Annotated in this window: 18 protein-coding genes; 9 read left to right on the top strand and 9 right to left on the bottom strand. The window is 69.1% G+C overall.

Features of this window, described 5'->3' with window-relative positions:
* Window positions 1–39: 39 nt before the first annotated feature.
* The 3 genes from WMF22_RS27265 to WMF22_RS27255 all read right to left on the bottom strand — a co-directional run bounded on the left by WMF22_RS27265 (window position 40) and on the right by WMF22_RS27255 (window position 3,615).
* Window positions 40–624: a Uma2 family endonuclease gene (locus WMF22_RS27265; RefSeq protein ID WP_437292920.1), complete on the bottom strand. Its 585-nt coding sequence runs from the start codon at window positions 622–624 to the stop codon at window positions 40–42.
* A gap of 110 nt (window positions 625–734) precedes the next feature.
* Window positions 735–1,169 (bottom strand): hypothetical protein, encoded by a 435-nt coding sequence (locus tag WMF22_RS27260; RefSeq protein ID WP_438031674.1) that lies wholly within the window; start codon window positions 1,167–1,169, stop codon window positions 735–737.
* A gap of 394 nt (window positions 1,170–1,563) precedes the next feature.
* Entirely contained in the window at window positions 1,564–3,615 is a 2,052-nt protein-coding gene (locus WMF22_RS27255) for a B12-binding domain-containing radical SAM protein (RefSeq protein WP_438031673.1), read from the bottom strand.
* A 132-nt stretch (window positions 3,616–3,747) separates the two neighbouring features.
* Between WMF22_RS27255 and WMF22_RS27250 the strand changes: the two genes are divergently transcribed.
* The 8 genes from WMF22_RS27250 to WMF22_RS27215 all read left to right on the top strand — a co-directional run bounded on the left by WMF22_RS27250 (window position 3,748) and on the right by WMF22_RS27215 (window position 13,063).
* Window positions 3,748–5,358 (top strand): DUF2169 domain-containing protein, encoded by a 1,611-nt coding sequence (locus WMF22_RS27250; protein ID WP_438031672.1) that lies wholly within the window; start codon window positions 3,748–3,750, stop codon window positions 5,356–5,358.
* Between the two features lie 199 nt (window positions 5,359–5,557).
* Entirely contained in the window at window positions 5,558–7,696 is a 2,139-nt protein-coding gene (locus tag WMF22_RS27245; protein ID WP_438031671.1) for a type VI secretion system Vgr family protein, read from the top strand.
* Window positions 7,697–7,912: 216 nt separating this feature from the next.
* Window positions 7,913–8,395, top strand: coding sequence for a DUF6484 domain-containing protein (locus tag WMF22_RS27240; protein WP_437979353.1), 483 nt, complete (start codon window positions 7,913–7,915; stop codon window positions 8,393–8,395).
* Entirely contained in the window at window positions 8,392–9,636 is a 1,245-nt protein-coding gene (locus WMF22_RS27235; protein WP_437292915.1) for a TIGR02270 family protein, read from the top strand. Before WMF22_RS27240 ends, WMF22_RS27235 begins: the two co-directional genes overlap by 4 nt.
* A 74-nt stretch (window positions 9,637–9,710) precedes the next feature.
* A complete protein-coding gene (locus WMF22_RS27230) occupies window positions 9,711–10,880 on the top strand; it encodes a beta-ketoacyl synthase N-terminal-like domain-containing protein (protein ID WP_438031670.1) in 1,170 nt (389 codons plus the stop codon).
* Window positions 10,881–10,900: 20 nt separating this feature from the next.
* A complete protein-coding gene (locus WMF22_RS27225; protein ID WP_437292913.1) occupies window positions 10,901–11,629 on the top strand; it encodes a hypothetical protein in 729 nt (242 codons plus the stop codon).
* A gap of 47 nt (window positions 11,630–11,676) precedes the next feature.
* Window positions 11,677–12,258 carry an imm11 family protein gene (locus WMF22_RS27220; protein WP_272093933.1) on the top strand — a complete coding sequence of 194 codons (582 nt, stop codon included), beginning with the start codon at window positions 11,677–11,679 and terminating at the stop codon, window positions 12,256–12,258.
* Between the two features lies 1 nt (window position 12,259).
* A complete protein-coding gene (locus WMF22_RS27215; protein ID WP_437292912.1) occupies window positions 12,260–13,063 on the top strand; it encodes an Imm49 family immunity protein in 804 nt (267 codons plus the stop codon).
* A 58-nt stretch (window positions 13,064–13,121) separates the two neighbouring features.
* Here the strand turns inward: WMF22_RS27215 and WMF22_RS27210 are convergent, their stop codons facing one another.
* The 6 genes from WMF22_RS27210 to WMF22_RS27185 form a co-directional block, all read right to left on the bottom strand.
* A complete protein-coding gene (locus tag WMF22_RS27210; protein ID WP_437292911.1) occupies window positions 13,122–13,592 on the bottom strand; it encodes a DUF4150 domain-containing protein in 471 nt (156 codons plus the stop codon).
* Between the two features lie 25 nt (window positions 13,593–13,617).
* Window positions 13,618–14,700 (bottom strand): DUF2169 family type VI secretion system accessory protein, encoded by a 1,083-nt coding sequence (locus WMF22_RS27205; RefSeq protein ID WP_437292910.1) that lies wholly within the window; start codon window positions 14,698–14,700, stop codon window positions 13,618–13,620.
* A gap of 240 nt (window positions 14,701–14,940) precedes the next feature.
* Window positions 14,941–17,823 carry a thrombospondin type 3 repeat-containing protein gene (locus tag WMF22_RS27200; RefSeq protein ID WP_438031669.1) on the bottom strand — a complete coding sequence of 961 codons (2,883 nt, stop codon included), beginning with the start codon at window positions 17,821–17,823 and terminating at the stop codon, window positions 14,941–14,943.
* Window positions 17,824–18,251: 428 nt separating this feature from the next.
* The gene (locus WMF22_RS27195) at window positions 18,252–19,382 is read right to left on the bottom strand and encodes an IS3 family transposase (protein ID WP_438031668.1); all 1,131 of its coding nucleotides are present in this window, start codon (window positions 19,380–19,382) and stop codon (window positions 18,252–18,254) included.
* Window positions 19,357–19,740 carry a transposase gene (locus WMF22_RS27190; RefSeq protein ID WP_438031667.1) on the bottom strand — a complete coding sequence of 128 codons (384 nt, stop codon included), beginning with the start codon at window positions 19,738–19,740 and terminating at the stop codon, window positions 19,357–19,359. Before WMF22_RS27190 ends, WMF22_RS27195 begins: the two co-directional genes overlap by 26 nt.
* 321 nt (window positions 19,741–20,061) lie before the next feature.
* A complete protein-coding gene (locus WMF22_RS27185) occupies window positions 20,062–20,310 on the bottom strand; it encodes a hypothetical protein (protein ID WP_438031666.1) in 249 nt (82 codons plus the stop codon).
* A gap of 386 nt (window positions 20,311–20,696) precedes the next feature.
* On the opposite strand from WMF22_RS27185, the gene WMF22_RS27180 reads away from it, so the two are divergent.
* Window positions 20,697–21,731, top strand: a complete 1,035-nt coding sequence (locus WMF22_RS27180; protein WP_438031665.1) for a synaptic vesicle VAT-1 family membrane protein — start codon at window positions 20,697–20,699, stop codon at window positions 21,729–21,731.
* Window positions 21,732–22,270 lie beyond the last annotated feature (539 nt).

Below are 22,270 nucleotides of genomic sequence, written 5' to 3'. Positions count from 1 at the left end.
GCGGCGGCTCCGCGCCGGCCGAGCGCCGAGCGGAGCCGCTCAACCGCTCGTGGGCCGAGCGAAGACCTTGAGGTAGAGCTCGTCCACTGCCAGATCGCAGCCGATCGACGCGATCTGGAGCCGCTCGCCCGGCCCGAGCACGCGGAGCAGCCAGGTCCCGTCCGGCTGGCGACGGAAGTGCTCGACCTCCACCTGCTTCTGGGACAGCAGGATGTAATCGGCGATGGATGGAATGCCCCGATACAGGGCGAATTTGCCGCCGCGGTCGTAGCTCTCCGAGGAGTCGGAGAGCACCTCGAAGACGGCTGTGGGGTTGAGCAGGGTGTCGCGGTGTTCGTCCTCGAACAGGGGCTGGCCGCAGACGACCGAGGCGTCCGGGTAGACGTAGCGGCCCGTCGTCACGTTCTTGATCCGCAGGTCGGACGCGTGCGCCTCGCAGGGACGCGCTCGCAGCGCGCCGCGGAGCTCACCCACAACGTTGGCCGCGATGAGGCTGTGCTCGCGCGTGCCGCCCGACATCGCGAACACCTCGCCGCCAGCGTACTCGTGCTTCACCTCGGAGGAGCGCTCGAGCGCGAGGTACTCCTCCGGGGACAGCTTCGCCTGGGGCGCCTTCTGGGCCATGCCGGGTTCTACCATGCCCTCCCGAGGGCAGGCGGCCGGCGGGAGCGGAGCGGCGGCGGTATAGCGCCGGGTGGGCGGCCCCAGGCGCCGCCCGCGACCCGCCGCGCCTTTCAGCCGACGCCGCCGCCCATGGCCGTGCCGTCCGAACGATAACACGCGTAATGATAGCCGAGCTGCCCCGGTACCCCCCGCTCCGTGTAGCTCGCCGTCAGGTAGTACGTCATCGCCCAGCCCCACTGGCCGAGCGAGTACGAGTAGCCGTAGGACCAGCTCCCGCTCGTCGAGTCGACGTAGAACTTCGAGACGCCGTTGAGCGGACCGCTGTACATCGTGCCGATCGTCGCTCCGCCGGGCTGGTTGCGGAGCGTGAGGGACTGGGCGCAGGCGGCGTTCACCGCGCCCTTCGTCTCCGCCTGCTCGGCGACGGCGGTCTGCTCGTCGACCTCCGCGTCGTCCCCCAGCTCCGACGAGGAGTCCGCATCGACGACGCACCCCGTCAGCGCGAACACCGAACCCAGGATTGCGAATGCATTGAAACTTTTCATTCTATGATGCCTTTGAACTCCACCGCGCGACGACCCGCACGCGGCTTCCCCAAGCAAGCGCGCCGAAGGCGCATGTCCTATCGACTCCCGGAGCCTCCTCCTGTGCTTCGCTGGCTCGGGGGCTCGGGGGCGACGGACCTCCAACGAAGGAATTTAACCGATCGTGAAGGCTTGTGGGAAGCCCATTTGATCCGTCGTTGATGCATCGATGATGCATCGATTCATCGCGTGTGCGACGACAGGCCGCTTTCACCTCACGTCGGACGACATCGCCGTCGCGGCGCGCGGCCACGCAAGCAAGCCACCCATGCCATCGTCCGCGGATCCGCGCCTCGATGCGCGACGGCGAGCCATCGCGTGATGCGTCGATCGCCGTTCCTGTGCGGATCGAGGCTCAGCGTGCCGCGCTGGTCGCGTGCGACGGCCGTCGCCCCGACGTCACGGCCGGCGCGGCGCCCGCGACGAACCTGACGCGCACCGGCCTCGGCCGGAGCGGCGGCAACGACCGGGCGAGCCGCTCGTAGGCGTCGCGCCCCACGCGCCGCTCCTCGTGGACGAGCGTCGCCCAGATCTCCGCCTCGCGCGCCTCCGCGTGCTCGGCGGCGCGCGGATCGAAGCGCAGCCCGCGCTCGATGGCGCTGGCTCCGGGGATGCCGTCGTCGGGGCGGCGCGCCGCGCGATCGCGGAAGACGCCGGGGCCGAAGCGGTCGTACTGGAGGATCGTGTGCGCGGTCGACACGGCGCCGGCCCACGGATAGCTGCGCAAGGTCCAGCCGCGCGACAGGTCGGAGAGCCGCGCGTCGACGTCGGCGCGCTCGGCGTCGGTCTTCCACGGCTCCCGCGGGACGAAGAACAGGCCGAGCCCGAGCTCGTCGCCCTCGAGCGCGAACACCTCGTCGATCCCGAAGCGCTCCGGGGTCTGCGCGACGAGCGAGCCGTGCGTCAGCCCGAACTCGCCGACGATGTAGACCGCGAGCGCCTCCCGCCGCGCGCGCAGGAAGTCGAGCGTCTCGACGGCCTCGGCGTGCGTCTCGGTGGGGAAGTCCGTGAAGCACATCGCCTCGGCGGCCACGCCCGCGGACGCGAGGTGGTCGATGACGTCGGAGACGACCTCGACGGGCGCGCCCTTGTCGATGAGGCCGAGGACGCGCGGCGACGCGGACTCGACGCCGAGCGCGCACGCGACGGCGCCCGCGCGGCGCAGCACGTCCGCGCGCTCCCTGGTCAGGTACTTCTCCGGCTTGAGGTCGGTGGCCCACCGCACGTCGAGGCCGGCGTCGAGGATCGCCTGCGCCATCTTCACGAGCGTCTTCGGCGCGACCGAGTCCTGCGACAGGTAGAAGTGGCGCGTGCCGTGCCGCGCGCCGAGGGCCGCGAGGTGCGCCACGATGGTCTCGACGGCGCGCTCGCGGTACGCCGCCGTGCCGACCTCCGCGAGCCCGTAATGGCAGAAGGTGCATTTGCCCCAGTAGCAGCCCCGCGTCGGGTCGTACGGGAGCACGAGCGCCGGCGCGAGGTACGCCTCGAGGGGGAGCCCACTGAAGTCGGGCGCGGGGAGCGCCTTCAGGTCCTCCATGCCGTGACCGGGCGTCCAGCGCGCGCCCATCAGGCGATCGCGCGCGACGACGTTCGGCACGTCCCGGAGCGGCCGGCCCTCGTCGAGCGCGCGCGCGAGCGCGAGGAGGGTGTGCTCGCCCTCGAACAGGCACGCCGAGTCGAACGGGCCGAGCGCGCGCGCGAGCCGCTCGCCCGACAGCCGGAGGAGCAGCTGCGTGACGCCGGGGCCGCCGCACGTGACGTGCGCGCCGGGCAGCGCCTCCTTGATCTTGCGCGCGAACGCGTACGCGGGCTGGAGCTGGCCCGGGAAGCACACGGAGAGGCCCACGATGTCGGCGCGCGCGTCGCGGAGCCGGGGCACGAGCGTCTGCTGCACCCAGGCGTCGAAGGGGTCGTGCTCCGGCCGGCTCGACCGGGCGATCTCGTCCATCGACGTGAGGCCGAACGGCGTGCGGTACGCCGTGAAGTCGAGCTTGAGCGGGTGGTGCGTGGCGGACACGACGCCGAGCGCCGCGTCGAGCGTCGCGACCGCGCGGGCGTAGGCGTCCGGATCGTAGAAGGCGTCAGGGGAGCGGAGCGTGGCCTTGGCGAGGTCCACCGCCTCCGGGACGGCGTGCGCGTCGCCGCGGGCGCGGGCGAGGGCGACGTACTCGAGCTGCTCGACGTGCGGGAGCGCGGGGCGGCGGTCGAGCTCCCCGAGGCGCGCCTCGAGGCGGTCGCGGAGGTCGGCCATGCGCTGCGCCGTGAGGAGCGCGTCGAAGGCCTCGACGTTCGCGTCGACGGGCAGGACCTCCACGCCGTTCGCGCGGAGGAAGCCGGTCAGCATCGGCACCGCGAGGTACGGGGCCGTGGGATCGCAGGTCGGCGGATAAACGAGCGCGATGCGCATCGGGGCGGCGGTCTAGCACAGGGCTGGAGGAGCGTCCGGCCCGGGCGTCCGGCCTCACGGCGCGGCGCGGCGAGGGGCTCGGGCGCGTCCGACGGCGCGTATCCCTGCATCCGCGGTGGTATCTTCTCCGCCATGTCGCACGCGTCGATGTCTGCGTCCGGCCAGCGAGTCGCCATCACCCCGCTCGGCCCGGCCGTCGCCGCGACGGTCTCCTGGCGTCTTCGCGGCCGGCTCCATGTCACCGTCGTCGTGAAGGCGACGTTCGCGCTCGTCCCCGAGGGGCGCATGTCGCTCGTCGCCCCGGAACCGATCGCGGCGGAGGAGCAGCCGGATCCTTCTGGTCAGCGGCTCCAGATCGCGAGCGATCTCGCGCCGTACCTCGATCCGTGCGGTGTCGTGGTGACCGGCCATGCAGAGCTGCCGCCGGGCTTCTCGTCGCCGCACGCCATGGTCCGGCTCACGGTCGTGCAGGACGGCCAGGTCCGCATCGACAAGCAAGCTCAGCTCGACGGCTCCGCGCGCGTCGGGCCAGCCCGTTGCCACGTCCGTATCGACGGCCTGGGGCCGCTTCCCCGCACATCACCGCTGCGCAGCCGGCTGCTCGGCGCGGTCGACGCGCGTCGCGTTCACGGCTCGCTGCTCGACCTCCCCGAGGGGCTCGACTGGAGCTACTTCCAGGCGGCGCCCATGGATCAGCGCATCCCGGCGCTGCGCGGCGACGAGTGGATCGTGCTCGGCGGCATGATCGCGCAGCGGCCGAAGCTCCGGACGCAGCTGCCCGAGGCGCGCGGCGTCGCGCGGCTGTACCGCCAGAAGCTCGCCGCGCCGCGCGCCGGGGAGCCGATCCCGCTCCGCGCCGACGCGGTGCACGTCGACGTGGATCGGCGGCGCTGCGCTGTGGTGTGGCGAGGCCATGCGCCCGTCGAGGAGGCGGAGATCCAGTCGCTGCGCGTGCTCGCGGGTGTGGAGCTCCCGGCGCAGCCGATCGCGTGGGCCGATCCGTTCGCCGCCGGCAGCGCGCCCGCTGCGCGCGCGGCGCCCTCGGGATCGGCCGCGCAGCAGAACCCCAGGGCCAGCACGCTCGACGGCACCAACCAGCTCAGCCCCGAGGACGCGGCCAGGCTGGTCGCGGCGGCGGCGACGCCGTTCAGCGCGACGCGAAGGCCCACGCCGGCGGCGTTGCAGCCGGCCGCCGCCCCGCAGGCTGCGGCCGCCGCGCCGGCGCGGCCCGGCGGCGTCCGCGATCTGCTCGGGGAGACGGACGCGCTCGATCCCGAGGACGCGGCCAGGCTGGTGGCCGCCGGGGCGATGCCGTTCAGCGCGACGCGAGGGCCTTCGGAGCCCGCGCGCTCGGCGACGCCGGCGACGTGGCAGCCGGCCGTCGCCCCGCGCGCGGCAGCCGTCGCGCCGGCGCGGCCCGGCGGCGTTCGCGATCCGCTCGCGCAGACGACCTCACTCGAGCCCGAGGACGCGGCGAGGGCGATCGCCTCCGCCGCGACGCCGTTCGACGCGCGCCGGGCTCCGATCGCCGCGCCTGCCGGGCCTCCGCGCCAGGCAGCGTCATCCAGCGCGCCTCCAGCGCCCCCTTCGCTTCTCTCGCCAGCGCCTCTCGTCGCCGCGCAGGTCCATGCGGCGCCGCCCATCGTGCACCCGCAGCGCCTCGGCGATGCGGGCGCCTTGCCGGAGGCGCTCGGCGCTCAGTTCCTTGCCGCGATGGCCGAGGCAGGGCTGCTTCACGGCTAGCACCCCCCGGGACTGCCGAGGCCGCGCCGCTCCGGCGCGCGCCCGTCGCCGCGCCAACGTCGCGTTCGGCTGTCCCGGCGCGCCTCAGGCATCGAGCTCAGCCGTCCATTGCGGTCGAGCGGTCGCAGCATGTAGGATGACTCCGGTTGAATGCTGCCCGCGGTCTGTCCGCGCACGCGCTCTGAACAGGGGAGAGTCCATGCACTCGTTTCAGGTCGACGGACTGGAGCACGAGCTCCGTGTGACGCGGTTCGAGGGGCGCGAGGGCATCTCCGAGCTCTTCCATTTCGATGTGCTCGTCGCTTGCGCGGACAGGGACATCGCGTTCGCGGACGTCGTGGGCAAGACGGCGCTGCTCACCTGGCAGGTCGGCGAGCTGCCGAGGCACCTTCACGGTGTCGTCGCGAGCTTCGAGCAAGGTGAGGAGGGCAAGCGGGTCACGGCGTATCACGCCACGATCGTGCCCGACGTCTCCCGCCTCAAGCACCGCAGGAACAGCCGGATCTTCCAGGCGCTCTCCACCCCGGAGATCATCGAAAAGGTCCTGGGCGCGGCCGGGATCGCGAGCAAGGGGTATCGCTTCGTGCTGAGCGGCGCCTATCGCCCGCGGGAGTACTGCGTGCAGTACCGGGAGAGCGACTTCGCCTTCGTGTCGCGCCTGCTCGAGGAGGAGGGCATCTGTTATTACTTCGAGCACGACGAGGGCGGCCACGTGCTCGTGTTCTCCGACGGTGCGTCGGGGCACGGGCCGATCGCGGGGGAGAGCACCGTCGTGTTCCGGCCGCCGCTCGGCGCGCTCCACCAGAGTGAGCACGTCTCCCGCTTCCGTTATGCCGAGCGGGTGCGCTCCGGGAAGGTGACGCTGCGCGACTACAACTTCAAGAAGCCCAGCCTGTCGCTCGAGAGCAACGCCCAGGCCGAGGCGGACGACGATCTCGAGGTCTACGACTATCCTGGGGACTACGACGCGCCCGGCGCGGGATCGAGCATCGCCAAGATCCGGCTCGAGCAGCTCCAGACCTCACGCAAGACCGGCAGCGGCGAGGGCGTCTGCCCGCGCTTCGTTCCTGGCCAGACCTTCACGCTCGCGGAGCACGCGCGCGACGATTTCAACCGGGAGTATCTGCTGGTGTCCGTGCGCCATGAGGGCCACGAGCCCGTGGTGGACGCTGTCCCCGAGGGCGACGCCGCGGCCTACCGGAACGAGTTCCATGTCGTGCCGTCCGACGTCCCCTTCCGTCCGCAGTCGGTGACGCCTTGGCCGACGATCAAGGGGATCCAGACAGCGATCGTCGTCGGTCCTGCTGGCGAGGAGGTCTATACGGACGAGCATGGCCGCATCAAGGTCCAGTTCCACTGGGATCGGGAGGGCAAGAAGGACGCCCAGAGCTCGTGCTGGATCCGCGTGAGCCAGATCTGGGCGGGCTCCGCGTGGGGCGCGGTGTTCCTGCCGCGCATCGGCCACGAGGTGGTCGTCGACTTCCTCGAGGGCGATCCGGACCGGCCGCTCGTGGTGGGGAGCGTCTATCATGGCACCAACGTGCCGCCGTACGCGCTCCCTGCGGAGAAGACGAAGAGCACCCTCAAGTCGAACAGCTCGAAGGGCGGCGGGGGGTCCAACGAGCTCCGGTTCGAGGACAAGAAGGGCTCGGAGGAGATCTTCCTGCACGGCCAGAAGGACTGGAACATCGCGATCGAGCACGACAAGAAGCAGTGGATCGGGAACGACGAGGCGCTCGAGGTGGACCACGACCGGAGCAAGGTGGTGGGGAACGACCAGAGCGAGCAGATCGGCGGCAACAAGAGCATCGACGTCGCGAAGAGCCACACGGAGAGCATCGGCGAGGACGAGACCCTCTCGGTCGGGGGGAGCCGTTCGGTCACCGTGGAGGGGGATCACACCGAGTCGGTCGGGGGGAGCCAGTCGATCGACGTGGGCAAGAGCCAGAGCGCGTCGATCGGCAAGAACAAGAGCGAGACGGTGGGCGGCTCGAGCTCGGAGAGCGTCTCCAAGGGGAAGTCGACGAGCGTGGACGAGGGCTACACCGTGACGGTGGGCAAGGACATGACGGTGACGATCGGGAAGAGCGCGAAGGAGGAGGTGAAGGAGAAGAAGACGATGATCATCGGCGAGAAGCTCTCGATCCAGTGCGGGGACGCCACGATCACGGTCGAGAAGAACGGGAACGTGACGGTGCAGGGGAAGAAGATCACGGTGAAGGGCGAGGGGCCGATCCGGGTCGAGGGGAAGAAGCTCGACGTGAAGAGCGAGGGGGCGGTGAACGTCGAGGCGTCGGGGAACGTGAAGATCAAGGGGAGCAACGTGGGGGTGAACTGAGGCGGATGGGGGGATCTCGGGCGCTTCGGGGATGAGGGGGAGCAGAGGAGCTGGGCAATGAGAGACGACGGGCGGGCACCGGCGGCGGAGCCGAGCGGCGAGGTGATCCTGATCGAGGAGGGGGAAGAGGAGGCGGCGGCAGCCGGCGGGGAGGTGGCGGACGAGGGCGGGGGAGAAGCGGGAGCGAGCGAGGGAGCGGAGGGGCTCCTCGAGCTGGTGGTCGCGGCGCACGAGGAGCGTGTCCGGGCCGAGGCGGAGAAGGCCGGGCCGATCGAGGGCGTCGTTGTCGGGCGGATCGTGGGGTTCGCGCAGAGCGGTGAGCCGCTCGTCGAGGCGGCTGTCCTGGGAGAGGGGGCGCGCGGGGGGATCGCTGCGCGGGCGATGACGGCGCTCGGGCCCGAGGACGAGGGGCGGGAGGTGGCGCTCCTGTTCGAGGGCGGGCGGCGCGACAGGCCTGTGGTGATGGGGCGGATGCACGTGGCGGGGGAGAGCGCGAGCGCGGCGGTGCGCGACGGGGCGACGGCGACCGCGGACGGCGAGCGGCTTGTGTTCACCGCGGAGAAGGAGATCGTGCTCCAGTGCGGGAAGGCCAGCATCACGCTGACGCGCGCCGGGAAGATCTTGATTCGTGGGGCGTATCTGCTGACCCGGTCCTCCGGCGTGAACCGGATCCAGGGCGGCTCGGTGCAGATCAATTGATCTCGACGATCGAGGTCGAGATCTTCGGGCAGCACGCCTCGGAGGCGGCGTTCCTGTGGTCGTACAGGGACGCTGCGGTGGTGGATCCGCTCTACGATTTGCAGAGCCTCGGTGAGCTGGACGAGCGGCTGGAGGCGCATGTCGACGGGCTGCGGCTGGCGGGTGATGCGGGATGGGAGATCTGCAAGGACGCCATCGACGAGGAGGAGCCCGGGAGTCTGTTTGCGCCCATGGTGCTCGCCGTGGAGCGGCGGGATCTGCGGGGCATCGCCGGGGTGCTCGACGTGGGCGGGAGCGTGCCGGCGCTGTCGCGGGCGATCGTGTCGGCGCTGGGGTGGGTGAGTTTTGACAAGGTGCGGGGGATCCTTCCGGGGCTGCTCTCGCACCGGGTCGGGCCGGAGCTGCACCGCATCGGGATCGCGGGGTGCGCGGTCCAGCGGCAGGACCCGGGGGCGGCTTTGGGATACGCGGTGATGGCGAGCGACCTGCGCCTGAGGGCGCGGGCGCTGCGCGCCGTGGGGGAGCTCGGGCGGGGGGATCTGCTGGGCGAGGTGCGCGGAGCGCTGGGCAGCGAGGACGAGGCGTGCCGGTTTGCAGCGGCGTGGTCGGCGGCGTTGCTCGGCGATGCGGCGGCGCTGAGGGTGCTCGGGACAATCTCGGATCGTGGCGGGCCGTTCGCGGAGAGGGCTTGCGCGATGGCGATGCGGAAGATGGATCCGGGGGTGGCGTCCACATGGCTGCGCGCGATCGCCGGGACGATGCGGGGGGCGCGCGTGGCACTCGCGGGGGCGGCGGCGCTCGGGGATCCGGCGCTGATGCCGTGGATCATCGAGTGCATGGGGACGCCCGAGCTTGCGCGGGTGGCGGGCGGGGCGTTCACGATGATCACCGGGGTGGACCTCGAGGCGGCGAAGCTGCGGGGGGCGCGGCCGCCGGGGTTTCAGGCCGGGCCGAGCGATGATCCAGAAGACGAGGACGTGGCGATGGATCCGGACGAGAGCCTCTCGTGGCCGGACAGGGAGAAGATCGCGACGTGGTGGGGCAGCCGGGGGAAGGAGCTGAAGCGGGGAACGCGGTACCTGCTGGGGAGGCCGATGGCGGTGGAGTGGATGGGCGAGGTGCTGCAGAGGGGGAGCCAGCCGGCGAGGGGGGCGGCTGCGGTGGAGCTGGGCTTGGGCAGCGCGGGGCCGGGCATGGTCGAGGTGCGTGCGCCGGCGCGATGCCGTCGGCGGGAGCCGTAGCCAGCGAGGCTCTCGATGACCCTCGTTGACGCTCTCCGGTCGATACCCTCGGATGAACGAGGCGTTGCTCATCCATGACGCACGCAAGCGGCGCCATCGGCTTCGGGATCACGGCACTGGGAATGGTCAGCGCGCTAGGCCGTGATGTGGAGACCTCATGCGCCGCCGCCCGGGCCGGGCTCAGCGCTGCTTCCGAGCTGACGGTCATGGACTTCCGGACCCAGGCGCTCTTCGGCTCGGAGACCCTCGACGGGCCGCCGATCGTGTTCGGCCACGTCGTCAGGGAGGTGGCCGAGGGGTTTGCTGGGCCTGGCAAGGCCCTTGTCCTTGGTGCGGCGGCGCTCCAGAATCTGATGCGGCGCAGGGGCCTGTCGCATCGCGAGCTTCGCCACACCGGGCTGGTCGTCAACCTATCCGATGCGGCGGTGCAGGACGCCGACGCGCGCGGCAGCTCTTCCGACGTCCACGGGGCCTCTCCCTCCGCCGCATGGCGAGCCCGCACGGCGTCCTTGGCGCAGCGGCTCGCGGACATGGCCGAGATGCCCATTCCAGGCCAGCTTCAGGCCGTGCGCCACGCCGGCAACGCAGGCATGTCGCTCGCGGTAGCGGACGCGATGACCATGATCCGGGATGGAAGAGCCGAGCGCTGCCTCGTCGGAGGCGTCGACTCGCGCGTGGAGCCGGGGTTCCTCAAGGCGGCTGCCCGCCTGAGGTTGCTCCGGACCAACGAGAACCCGGTTGGCCTGGTCCCTGGCGAGGGGGCGGCGTTCTTCCTCATCGAGCCGATCGATTCACGCCGGGCCCCCACCGCTCCCACAGGCGCTCCGCTCGCCTTCATCGAGTCCGCGGTGTCCGCCGGCGATCCAGTCGGTCTGCTGTCCGAGGCCACCCCGAACGGGGACGCGCTCGCCCGGGCCGTGCTCGGGTCGCTCTCGCCGAGGCACGTCGTCGAGCGGCCGATGTCGGCATGGCTCATCGGAGACCTGAACGGCACCGAACGGCGAGCCATGGAGTGGGGCGGCGCCCTGATGCGGGTGCGCGAAAAGATCGACATCGGCGGCCTGTCCTGCTGGTTCCCGGCGACGTCGTTTGGAGATACGGGGGCGGCGAGCGCAGCGATGGCCCTATGCATGGCAGCGCGGGCGTTCGAGCGAGGCTATGCGCCCGCGCGAAGATGCGTGATCTGGATGTCCTCGGAAGGCGGCGCCAAGGGCGCTGTCGTGCTGCACGGCGGCTCGGGCTGACTGCGCGAAAGAGGTGGAGCGTGAGCAACAGGCATATGGAGGAGGCCAACGGCTGGAAGTTCAAGCGCCACCGCGACGGCGACAAGCACGAGAAAAATTGCTCCGACGGGTACTACCGCACGCTGACCATCCGCGACGGGACGGAGAAAACCAGGGGGGAACGGCGGGTCACCGAGATCCACCACGTGCTCTGCGTGCATGCCTGCTCGGACGAGACATTCCCGCCCACCTTCACCCAGGAGAGGATCGGCTTCATCCACAAATTGCTTGCGATCACCGACTGGGACATCAACGGATCCGGCAACAATATCGGTCTTCCGAAGAAGTGGGCCTATGTTCTCGATCCTGGCAACACGACACAGTGGGGCGGGTTGCCGTGCCACCAGGTAGATCACGACATCTATCTTGATGCGCTCGAGCTGTGGATGGCCGAGAACGTATGGGACAAGATCGAGGAGAATAAGCAGCAAAAAAAATGTGAGAAAATGGCCCCCGAGTCTGTCAAGGAGTTGTTCGAGTGCGGGAGCATCGAATGGAAAAAGTTCTTGAAGAAGAGAGGCACGGATCACGGCGGCACCAAGGCGTGCCTCGATTACTGCCTCACCGGGTCGAACGACCCAGCCAAGGAGAGCGTATGGCACATACCGTTCTCTATGGCATGTCCGGAGAGTGACGTACGACGCCGCGTCAAGCCGCCGGCGGGGGCCTCGGTGGCAAGGAAGCACCTCCTGGCTGCTGCGGTTAAGTAGAGTCGAATAGCTGCCGGGATGTCGCAAAGAAAGGAGTGGATGAACGTATGAGCTTCTTGCTGTGGAGGCCGGGGCGAAACATCGACGGTATCTGCAAGATCCTGGACGTGGAGGGGGTGGAGGACGCCTTCGAGCTAGCGCAGGGGGTGTCTCGGGCCACCGGCTGGCCCAAGGACGCGCGCTGCCGGATGGACCCTCGCAAGCCGAAGGACATCGCACTGGCGGATAGCCTGCTCGGAGCGAAGCGCCTGGTCGTCTCCGGGCGGGTGAAGAAGGCGCTCGAAGACGCCGAGGTCAGCAACGTCGAGCTCTTGCCGATCGCGATCATCAACCACAAGGGCCACACCGCATCGGCTGACTATTTCATCGTCAACCCGCAGGACGTCTGCGACTGTATCGATGTGGCGCAGTCGGGCGTCAAGTGGAACGCGCTCGATCCCGATTCGATCTGCGCCTGCGACTCGCTCGTGCTCAGGCAAGACGTGGTGCCCGCTTCGTACAAGGTGTTCCGCCTCCACAAGTGGCGGAACCTGGTTGTGATTCGCCGGGAGCTGGCTGATTCCATGCTGGCGCAGGGGCTTTCCGGGCTGAGCTTCATCGAGCCCTCCAAGTACACAGGGCTCGGCTGAGATGGATATTGCCGACGTTCATGCGGAGCTGGTCTCCGAGATTCATTACAACATGCTCTGCGTCGGCAAGGCGCCCATTGCAGAACTCGGCGATATCTTTGATGAGCTCGCCGCTCAATTCGGAGCTCTCGGGATCTGTCACCTGCTCGAGTTCGCGGATGTCGGCGAGTTTCGTACGAACCTGATCCGCAGCGGGCATTCACGGCGGTACTTCTTGCGGCGCTCGCGCGCGGAGGGCAACGTGCGCGACAGGCACCTGGCGCTCAACCGGACGAACTCCGTCCTCGACGCCGTCGTCGCCGGCGACCTCGCGCTAGCGCGCCAGATCGCGGACGAGTCAACCGAAGTGTGGAATCCCGATTGGGAATACGAGGATGACCATTGCTTCTTCCTGCTGCTTCACAGGATGCTGCAGAACCCGGGTACCTCCCCACCGCCCGATGCACCGGTGCTCCTGACGCGCTTCGAGCGCTCCCTGGAAAATCGGCGATCGCCGCGGTATGACGTATGTCGATCGCTGGTGGCACGGGACTCGGAGGGGTTCGAAGCGTCGGTATCGGCGCTGCTGGAGGAGGAGGCGGGGAGGAACGACGAGGCTCGTGATTCAGCGGCTGTGCACGAGGGTGACGTCGTGTACTGGCCGCGCAGTTATCTCTCCCTCGAGGGCCTGGCGCTCATCAAAATCGCCGAGCTTCTGGGCATGAAGGTGAGCGGCGAGCTGGCCCGCTGCCCCAGGATCGCGCGTCTGCCCTGGGCCAGTCACTCCGTCGAGGATCTCTTCGCGGCGATCGAGGGCCTGCCCTGACGTGTCCGTGCGGCCCAAGAGGCCGCCGTGCACGTGCACAGCGGGCTCGGCCGCTATTTCAGAATTCCTTTTCGCACGCGGCGCACACCCGCTTCGGCGCCTGCCCTGCTGGCAGGATCACCACCACCGGCCCCTGCATCACCGGGAACGGCGGCGTGTTCTTGTCGTTGTGCAGCATCAGGTCGAACGCCCTCGCCACGTTCTTCCCCTCGAACTTCACGTCGAACGAGAAGTTCACGAACTCCGCCTTCCCCTTGGTCTTGCTCGACACGATCCCGCCGAGCGAGCCGGCCTCGTCCCCGGTGCTCGTGCTGAAGTTCGAGTCCTTGACGCAGACCGACTCCCCGTCGCACTTCACCTTCTTCGTGCCCTTGGCCGTGTCGCCGCTCTTGGCGATGTTCGGGTAGGGGATCGGCAGGGGCGGCGCGGGCGGCGCCGGGGTCTTGCAGACGTCCGGGAATGCGATCGTGATCCCGCTGCTCTTCGCGTGGACCACTGACATCATGTTCACGCCTACGGTCACGCCCATCGCCATCTCCTCAATAGGCCAGCGTTCACTGAGGCCGAGCCGGCTCACGGGACCATCCCGAGGGGACCTGTCTCCGGACAGCGCCCAGATCTTCCTCGATCGCGATCGTGCGCACGTCGTGCGGTCCGTCCCGCAGCACGACGTGCCCTCGGTACAGCAGCAGCACCCGATCAGCATCGGTGTCCACGACCACCGTATCGAGCCGGAGCTCCACGGAGGCGTCGTCCTGCCGCACCAGCCCTACCCGGCACCTCGGCGCGCTGAGCCCTGGCAGCCGGAACGAGAGCCTCCCGAACGGCGACGCGTTCTCCACCAGCACCGGCTCGTCGCCCCGCAGGTATCCCGGCGCGACGAGCCCCCTCGACGCCGCGTTGAAGAAGCGCCGGTCGAAGTCCTTTGGCAGGAGCGGCATCCGCTCCTTCGACCATGCCTCGTCGTAGGTGCCGGCCAGCGCGGCCCGAGGCTGCCAGCCCGGCGAGACGAACCCGAGCCCCGCCGGCGCGACCACCTGACCATAGCGCTGGAGGGGGTCGTTCGGATCCTCGATGTTTGGTAGCCGGAGCCCCTCTTCGCTCGCCGCGTTCGGCGCACGGAAGCCGATTCCCACGGGGTTCCTCGGCTCGAGCGTGTGCTTCGCCGGATCCGGGTGGCTCCGGTCCCAGCCACCGAAGGCGTGCTCGTAGTTGAGCGGGACGCGATCGAACGGCCGCGGCCGCGAGGGAACGAGCCCCCCCGGGCTCTGCACCCACGCCCGATCGCCGACGACCCGCACGGCCTTCCCGACCGGTCCGACGCGGAACGCCACCTGGAGCTCCGGGACAGCATGGCGCGGCACCTGGGCGTGGCCGAGCAGGACCACGTCCGTAGCGGGCTTGAAGAAGGCGAACGCCGGCTCGATCTTGTAGCTCGACGTGGCGGCGTCGGCCCCCCACAGCTCGCCTGCGAGGCTCGGGGGCAGCTGTTGCTCGGCGCGCTCGAGGCCGCGCAGGGCGTGCAGCGTGAAGGTCGCCTGCACCAGCACGACGAGGAGCGGGCGGTTCTCTTCATCGGCGAGGAAGACCGGCTCGATGGCAAACGGCGTCGTGTTGTCGATCGCAGGATGCCCCACGGATGGCAGAATCTCCGATCCGCCAGAGCGGCGCAATGGCCTCAGCGCGCCGTCCTCACCGCTCCCGCCGCTCTCCTCACCGCACCACCCGGGGCGCGCCGCCGCAGCTGCCGACGACGACCGGTATCTGCATTGTGCTCTCGTCGGCGTCTGCAGTAGCGGGGCTCCCCCGGGCCGCCGCAACTCGCCGCGCGGGCGGGGCGCTCCTTCGGCTCGGAGGGTTCCTTCGAGGGCCATAGCTCAGCGCCGTGATAGCGGAGAGGACGAACGCACAGTCTTGACAACACGTCGGCGCGCGGCGAGCAGCAGCCCCAGCAACACGCCGACCTCGCCGCTGCCTCCCGACGGGGCGCCGCCCATGGCGCAGCCGTTGCCGTGCACCCTCAGCTGATCACGAGGCTCAGGGCTCATGCCAGGCGCACCGCCAGCGTCCTGGCCGCTCGCTTCGCCGCCTCCGGTGCCTCCGCCGATGCTGCTGCTGACGCCCGTGGAACCATCGTTCGCGCCCTCGCCGCCGGTTCCCGCGTTGGAACTGCTGTCCTCGCCCCCGGAGCCGTTGCCAGGGATCTGGTCGATTAGGCAGGTGCCGGCAAAGCACTCCCCGCGCTGGTCCCCAACGACGCAGGGGGTACGTTCGAGCTTCGGGACGGGTGCGCAGGCCCCCGTGCGAGGGTTGCACCACCCGGCGACGCACACCGCCACGTCGAGGCAGGTGACGGCGGCGCCGCTGAGGCAGACACCGTCCTGGCAGGTGTCGCCCCGGGTGCAGAGGTCGCCATCATCACAGGCGGCGCCGTCGGGCCTTGGGGGGCTCGCGCAGTCGCAGGCGTCCCCGCGACCGTCCCCGTTCGCATCGGCCTGGGCGGGGTTCGGGAGCGTCGGGCAGTTGTCGGTCGGGTCGGGCACGCCGTCGCCGTCGGTGTCGAGGGTGCAGACGCCACCGAGGCACTGGGCGCTCAGGCACTCGTTGGCCGCCGTGCACGCGGCACCGAGCGGCTTCTTCGGCGAGCAGGTGCCGGAGGCGCAGTACGCCTCGGGCACGCACGCGGCATCGTCGGCGCACGTCGTGGGGCAGGTGGCCTCCGCGCATAGGAAGAGGCCGCAGCTCTGGGAACCGCCATCCGTGCAGGTGCCGCGGCCGTCGCACTGATCGGGTAGCTCCAGCATGGCGCCGCTACAAGCTGACGGGCCGCAGAGGACACCGGCAGGCTTGAAAGGATAGGCGCACTGGCCGGTAGCAGGCTGGCAGATCCCAGGCTCGTGGCAGGCGCTGGGCGGCGCGCACACGACAGGGTTCGAGCCGACGCAGGCGCCTGCCTGACAGGTGTCCGTTTTGGTGCACGCGTTGCCATCATTGCACGCGGGCCCGGTCACCGGAGCACAGACGCCGTCGGCCACGGCTCCAGCAGCGACCGAGCACTTCTCGCATGGGCCAGCACAGGTCGAGTCGCAGCAGGTGCCGTCGACGCAGAAGCCGCTCGCACATTCGAGCGCGGTGGTGCATGAGCTGCCGAGTTCAAGCCGGAGACGGAAGACGTAAGCCGAGCCGGAATCAAAGCCCGCGTCGTCGTCAAGCACAGCTCCGACCAGCGCAGTGTCACCCGACAACGCGACCGACGCGCCGAAGTCGTCACTTGCCGACACATCAGCCGCGATCAGGTTATCCTGCTGGGACCATGCTGCGCCGTGACGAACGAAGATATGTGCTGTTCCAGATTCTAGGCTTAAGTCGTCTTTTCGGATTGCTCCAAGCAGCGCTATGTTGCCTGATAGCGCAACTGATTTCCAGAAAAGGTTATCATCCGTATTAATCAGCTTGGCCTGCTGGGGCCATGTTGCGCCACTGCGAACGAATATATACGCCGGGCCGGGGTTTTGATTCGTGCCGTACAGTCCGTCCGCTGTAGCTAACGCGGTGTCACCTGACAGTGCAACCAATTTCCCAAAATTGTCGTTGGGTCCCCCATCGGAAGCAACCAATTTGGCCTGTTGGGACCATGTTGTGCCGCTGCGGGCGAAGACATAGGCGGATCCATGCTTTGCCCCGTCGCTGTCATTCGCATAGGCTCCAATTAGCGCGGTTTCGTTGTGTAGTGCAATCGATGTGCCAAAACGGTCTCTTGCTGTCCCGTCGGAGGCAAACAGTTTGGTCTGTTGGGACCATGTTGCGCCGCTGCGAACGAAGACATAGGCCGAGCCAGAATCTGTACTAGCGCCATCGCTGTATGGTGATCCGATTAGCGCAGTGTCGCCAAATATCGCCACCGAGTGACCGAACCCATCGTTTTCCCTACGATCGGAAGCAACTAGCTTGGCCTGCTGGGACCATATTGTGCCGCTGCGAACAAAAATATATGCTGAGCCGGACGGTGTGCCGGTGTCGTTGTTTTGGCTGTCTCCAATTATTGCGGTGTCGCCGGAGAGTGCAACCGATCCGCCAAACATGCGACTCGAGGCGTCGTCGAAAGCAATCAGCTTGGCCTGCTGAGACCATGTTCCGCCGCTACGAACGAAAACATAAGCCGAGCTAGCGTCGCGACCATGGATGGATCCAATTAATGCCGTGTCGGCTGACAGTGCAACCGAGTGGCCGAATTCGTCGTTTGCCGCCCCGTCGTCTGCCAGCAACTTCGCCTCCTGCAGTACGATCAAAGGATCGACCATCACTGGATACGCCGCCCGCCGCACGTCTACTCGAATGGCCACCTCTCTATCTTGCACCTCCAGCCTTGCCGGCAGCACCTGCCCAGCCGCATCGTGCACGAACAATTCTCCATAGCGCGCGACCCGCGCCCCATCTGGCTCGCGCAGCACCACCGCGCCGCCCCCGTCCACCGGCTGTACTGGCACCGCGCCGGCTACCGACAGCTCGATCACCACTTCGTCCGGCTGCGTTCCGTTGCCGCAGTCCGGCGCCGCTGGCAGCGTAAACCCCTGTTCGAGCCCGAGCGGACCGTTGACGTACCACTCCACCAGGCCCACCCCCGCGGCCTCATCGCGGCGATACTCCACTCGGTTCTTCTCGCCCGTGGGTTCGACGGAGCTGACCGGATGCAGCGCGCCCGCGCACCCGTAGTGCGCGGTCGCCAGGGAGAAGCTCCATCCCTCGTGCTCCAGCCGCACTCCTTTTGCCGTGAGCTCTACACCGAGCCGTTGCCTCGGGTTGCGGGCCCGTAGCCTGCCCGTAGTCTCTGGCGTCACGTGATACGCCGCCGGTGCCCCGGCCTGGATTGCCGCGATGTGCGCGGCGCGCAACCCGGGCGGCGCGGCATCGTTCCGCGCAGGCCGTCTGGGCCGTCGCGGCCAGGGATCCGGCATCGCGCCCGTGGCCTCGGCCGCGGGCTGTTCGCCTCCGGCGCCTGAGTCGACCTCCAGGCTGGCGCAACCCAGGCCTGCCGCCTGAACTGCACCCACCACCAGCAGAGCAACGCGCCGCGCCGCCACACCAAATTTCTCCATTATGATGCGGCGTACCCTCTCAAGAAATGCTCGCGGATGCAACGAGCGCCGCGGAAGTTGCCAACGGGTTTGAGACAGGCCGGACGAGAATCCTATGAGGAGATCGTGCTGAGGGGCGCGTTCCGGCACTGGGCCCCCACCAGTCGAGGTCGGGGCGGCCGCGTCACAGCGGCGGGCGTTGCGCCAGGTTCGGCCACGGCGCTGCTCGTGCCCGTATGCGGCCCCGCGGCCTCGTCGTCAACGGACAGCGGATTGATGGCTACCGAAGCGGGCGGCCGACGCACGACGGGCGGACCGTTCGGGAAGCGTTCCGGGTGCGCGGCGTAGGCTGTGTCGAGGGCGACTTGGCGCCGAGCCGCGACATCTTCGACTCGGTCGTTGAATACATTAGCAGGTGTGAAGAGCGCAAGGCCAGAATGCTGATGAAGGTCATTATACCAGCCGAAGAACTCCTGGCACCACGCTTGTGCATGAGCCAGCGAGGCAAAGCGGTCCGGATAGTCGGGCTGGTACTTGAGCGTCTTGAACTGCGACTCGGAGAACGCGTTGTCATCGCTGACGTGAGGCCTGCTGAAGCTACGAACGACGCCAAGCGAGCCGAGGAGCTGAGCGAGCCCCTCCGACCTCATCGCGGAGCCGCGGTCGGCGTGCACGGTGAGCGAGCCGGGCTCGACGCCGTGGCGGGCGACCGTCTCTGCGAAGAGCTGCTCGGCGAGCTGCGCGCTCTCGCGCTCGGCGAGCAGCCAGCCAACGGTCATGCGACTGAACAGGTCGAGGACGACGTACAGGCAGTAAAAGACTCCAGGGAGCGGCCCGCGCAGTTTGGTGATATCCCACGTCCAGATCTGGTTGGGGGCCGTGGCGGTGAGCGTCGGCTTGGCATGCTTCATCGGCCCACGCTGCGCGCGTCGCTCGCCGCTCTCGCCGGACGCCGCGAGCAGGCGGTACATCGTGCGGATGGAGGCGAGATAGACGCCGCGCGACAGCAGCGTCGCGTAGACCTCCGGCGGGGGCTGGTCGACGAACTCGTCGCTGTGCAACACATCGAGCACGGCTTGCCGCTCGGGGTCACTGAGCCGGCGTGGGCTCGGAGCGCTCCCGTGCAGCGCACGCGGCATCGCGGGCTGGGTCTGCCGGTAGAGTGTGGCGCGGCTGATGCCGAGTGCCGCACACGCCTGCGCGATCGGGACGTGTGGATCATCGAGCTCTTCGATGACGTCCATCAGCGCTCTTCGTCGTTCGTGAGGTTGATGCCCAGAATGGCAGAGACTTTTTTTGGAGATCTATGAGCTTCTCAGCGAGCGCAAGCTTCTCCTCGAGCCGGGCCGAGCGCTTCTCGAGCTCGGCGATGCGCCGATCCTTCGCGTCCTGCTTCGGCTTGCGGCCGGGCTTACGTCCCGCGAGAGCCTCGCTGCCGTGGAGGGCGAGCTGCTTGCGCCATGCCGTCAGCAGGGAGCTGTAGATGCCCTCGCGGCGCAGCAGCGCCTCGATGTCGCCGCGCTGGGTGCATGCGGCCGCCTCGCGAACGATGCGCAACTTCTCCGCCGCCGAGAATTTCCGCCTCTTGCCCGGCTTCGGCACAGTCTCGACGGTGACGCCACTCGATCGGGGAGCAGCGCCCTGCGCCGCTGGGGCGGGCGTAGGATCGACGGATCGGAGATGGGAAGGCTTTGGCACGGGTCAGGTCCATTCTCCGCCCTCTCACCACAGATTTCCAGGGGGAGCTTGTCTCACCCGACGTTGGCACAGAGGGTCCACGCGGACCGCTGAACCACGCCGCGCCGGGCAGGTGTGGAGCGGTCGACGTGTGCTGCCTCGCTGTGGACGACCGCGGGGATCGCACGCTGCGCGGGCGCAGTTACGAGGGAGGGACGAGCAGGTCGCCGCGGTAAGGCGTCGGGCTCAGGGGTACTGGTTGGCGGGCAGCAGCTGTGCGATGAAGAACTGGCCGTCGAACCACCATCCCAGGCGGTGCGGACGGCCCTCGTGCAGAAGTGCGCCGCCGGCGTCGAGCGTGCCGGCGCGGAGCGCCGCCCAGACCTCGCGCGAGGACAGAACCCCGCCCCAGGTCGGCGAGCCCGCCCCGTTCGCGCCTTGAGCGCCGCGTGGGTCACGGAGCGCGGGGGGGGCGGCAGTTCCGGGACCGTCCATCGCGCCTGGCCCGGCTCGGGCCACTCGACGAGGGACAGGCAGAGGCGCAGGTCCCCATCGGGCGCGAACGTTCCTCCCGCCATGCTCGCGCCGAGCGATCAGTAATCGAGCCGCGCAGCCGCCGCGAGCAGATTGGCCTCAAGGAGCGGTCACGGCGGCTGGAGCCCACGCACATCGGCCGGAGCCCGCTTCAACGGATCCCAGGGGTGCGCGCGACGTGACCAACGGACAGGCGAGCCAGGTGCCCTTTCTTCGTCGAGCAGAACCCGCGAGAGCAGCAGAGGTCCGCTTCGCAGCGCTTTCCCGTCCCGCTCGGTGTACAACCGCCATCCCCGTCTCCGAGGTGTCCGACCCGTGGCAAGGCCACATCAGCCAAGCAGGTCCCCATGCGCAAGATCGTCGTCCACGCCCCCGGCAGCCACGACAAGCTCCGCGTCGAGGAGCACCCCGATCCGACCCCCGCGCCCGGCGAGGTGCTCGTCGACGTCCAAGCGGCGGGCGTCAACTACGCCGACTGCGTCGTCCGCATGGGCCTTTACGAGTCGGCGAAGAAGTACGTCGGCTGGCCGATCACGCCCGGCTTCGAGTTTGCCGGCACCGTCGCCGCGCTCGGCGAGGGCGTCTCCGATGGTCTCGCGCCGGGAGCGCCTGTCTTCGGCGTGATGCGCTTCGGCGGCTACGCCTCGCGCGTCGCGGTCCCGCGCCACCAGGTATTCCCGCTGCCGGCGCGGCTCACGCCGGAGGAGGCGGCCGGCTTCCCGGCGGTGTTCATGACGGCGTACTACGCGCTCTTCGAGCTCGTGCGGCTGCGGCCGGGCATGTCCTTGCTCGTGCACTCGGCCGCCGGCGGCGTGGGCAGCGCCCTGGTGCAGCTAGGCAAGATCGCCGGCTGTCGGGTGGTCGGCGTGGTGGGCGCGGCGCACAAGGTCGAGGCGGCGAGGCGCCTCGGCGCGGACGCGGTGATCGACAAGAGCAGCGAGCCGCTCTGGGCGGCGGCGGAGCGGCTCGCGCCCGAGGGCTACGACGTGGTGCTCGACGCGAACGGGGTCGAGACGCTGCGGCAGAGCTACCGGCACGTGGCCTCGGCCGGCAAGCTCGTCGTGTACGGATTCCACACGATGCTTCCGCGGCAGGGCGGCCGCCCGAGCTACCCGAAGCTCGCTGTCGACTTCCTCCGGATGCCGCGCTTCAACCCGCTCGATCTCTGCAACGACAACAAGAGCGTGCTGGCCTTCAACCTCTCGTATCTCTTCCACAGGACGGAGATCCTGCGCGAGGCCATGGAGCGGCTCATCGGCTGGGTGGAGGAGGGTCGCCTCTCGGCGCCGCCGGTGAAGACGTTCCCGCTGGAGAGAGCCGGCGAGGCGCACAGGGCGATCGAGTCGGGCAGCACCGTGGGCAAGCTGGTGCTGACGCTGTAGGGCGGCGGCCGCCAAAGGCCATGAGCCAGCTCGCCCAGAACGGCTGTCGCGCGGCTTCGTCCAGGCCGGCGCTGGGGTCGAGGATTTCTGAAGAAGACGGATGCGGTCATTCGTTCTCGGAATACTCGATTCGAGAATTGCGGGCATGGCTGGACAACTACCATTGCTCTGGTAGCGTAACGCCGTCGCGACGTGCTGCGGCGTATTCCTCGCCCGCAACCCCGAGGGGGGAGCGCGTTCGAGCGTGACGGCCGCGTCAAATGGTGGGGGCGCAACGGCCATGGCCAGCTCGGACTGGGCGACGCGAAGCCCCGTGGCCACGAGCCCGGCACGATGGGCGATGCTCTCCCCGCGGTCGAGCTCTTCAAGAGCCCCTGACCCGTCCAAGGATCGCCCTCCGCGCGCCCGGCGACCCGGACACGCCTCGCAGGGGGGCACCGCGCTGGCTTCACCGAGAGGCGTGCGTCCGGGGCTCCCGGCGCGTTTCATCCCGCTCTCTTGCCGGAGGTAGGTGAATGGATCCCATCGAGTGCAGGAAA

The sequence above is a fragment of the Sorangium sp. So ce204 genome (genome assembly GCF_051526795.1).
Classification (GTDB): domain Bacteria; phylum Myxococcota_A; class Polyangia; order Polyangiales; family Polyangiaceae; genus Sorangium; species Sorangium cellulosum_B.
The sequence above is the reverse complement of the archived record's forward strand: the minus strand, read 5'-3'. Positions and strand labels throughout refer to the sequence as shown.

What these genes read in the sequence shown, in the direction of transcription:
- WMF22_RS27220 (WP_272093933.1), top strand. Translation starts at nt 11,677, where the DNA reads ATGAGCTTCTTGCTGTGGAGGCCGGGGCGAAACATCGACGGTATCTGC.
- WMF22_RS27180 (WP_438031665.1), top strand. Translation starts at nt 20,697, where the DNA reads ATGCGCAAGATCGTCGTCCACGCCCCCGGCAGCCACGACAAGCTCCGC.
- WMF22_RS27260 (WP_438031674.1), bottom strand. Translation starts at nt 1,169, where the DNA reads ATGAAAAGTTTCAATGCATTCGCAATCCTGGGTTCGGTGTTCGCGCTG.
- WMF22_RS27230 (WP_438031670.1), top strand. Translation starts at nt 9,711, where the DNA reads ATGACGCACGCAAGCGGCGCCATCGGCTTCGGGATCACGGCACTGGGA.
- WMF22_RS27250 (WP_438031672.1), top strand. Translation starts at nt 3,748, where the DNA reads ATGTCGCACGCGTCGATGTCTGCGTCCGGCCAGCGAGTCGCCATCACC.
- WMF22_RS27185 (WP_438031666.1), bottom strand. Translation starts at nt 20,310, where the DNA reads ATGGACGGTCCCGGAACTGCCGCCCCCCCCGCGCTCCGTGACCCACGC.
- WMF22_RS27215 (WP_437292912.1), top strand. Translation starts at nt 12,260, where the DNA reads ATGGATATTGCCGACGTTCATGCGGAGCTGGTCTCCGAGATTCATTAC.
- WMF22_RS27245 (WP_438031671.1), top strand. Translation starts at nt 5,558, where the DNA reads ATGCACTCGTTTCAGGTCGACGGACTGGAGCACGAGCTCCGTGTGACG.
- WMF22_RS27210 (WP_437292911.1), bottom strand. Translation starts at nt 13,592, where the DNA reads ATGGGCGTGACCGTAGGCGTGAACATGATGTCAGTGGTCCACGCGAAG.
- WMF22_RS27255 (WP_438031673.1), bottom strand. Translation starts at nt 3,615, where the DNA reads ATGCGCATCGCGCTCGTTTATCCGCCGACCTGCGATCCCACGGCCCCG.
- WMF22_RS27195 (WP_438031668.1), bottom strand. Translation starts at nt 19,382, where the DNA reads ATGGACGTCATCGAAGAGCTCGATGATCCACACGTCCCGATCGCGCAG.
- WMF22_RS27265 (WP_437292920.1), bottom strand. Translation starts at nt 624, where the DNA reads ATGGCCCAGAAGGCGCCCCAGGCGAAGCTGTCCCCGGAGGAGTACCTC.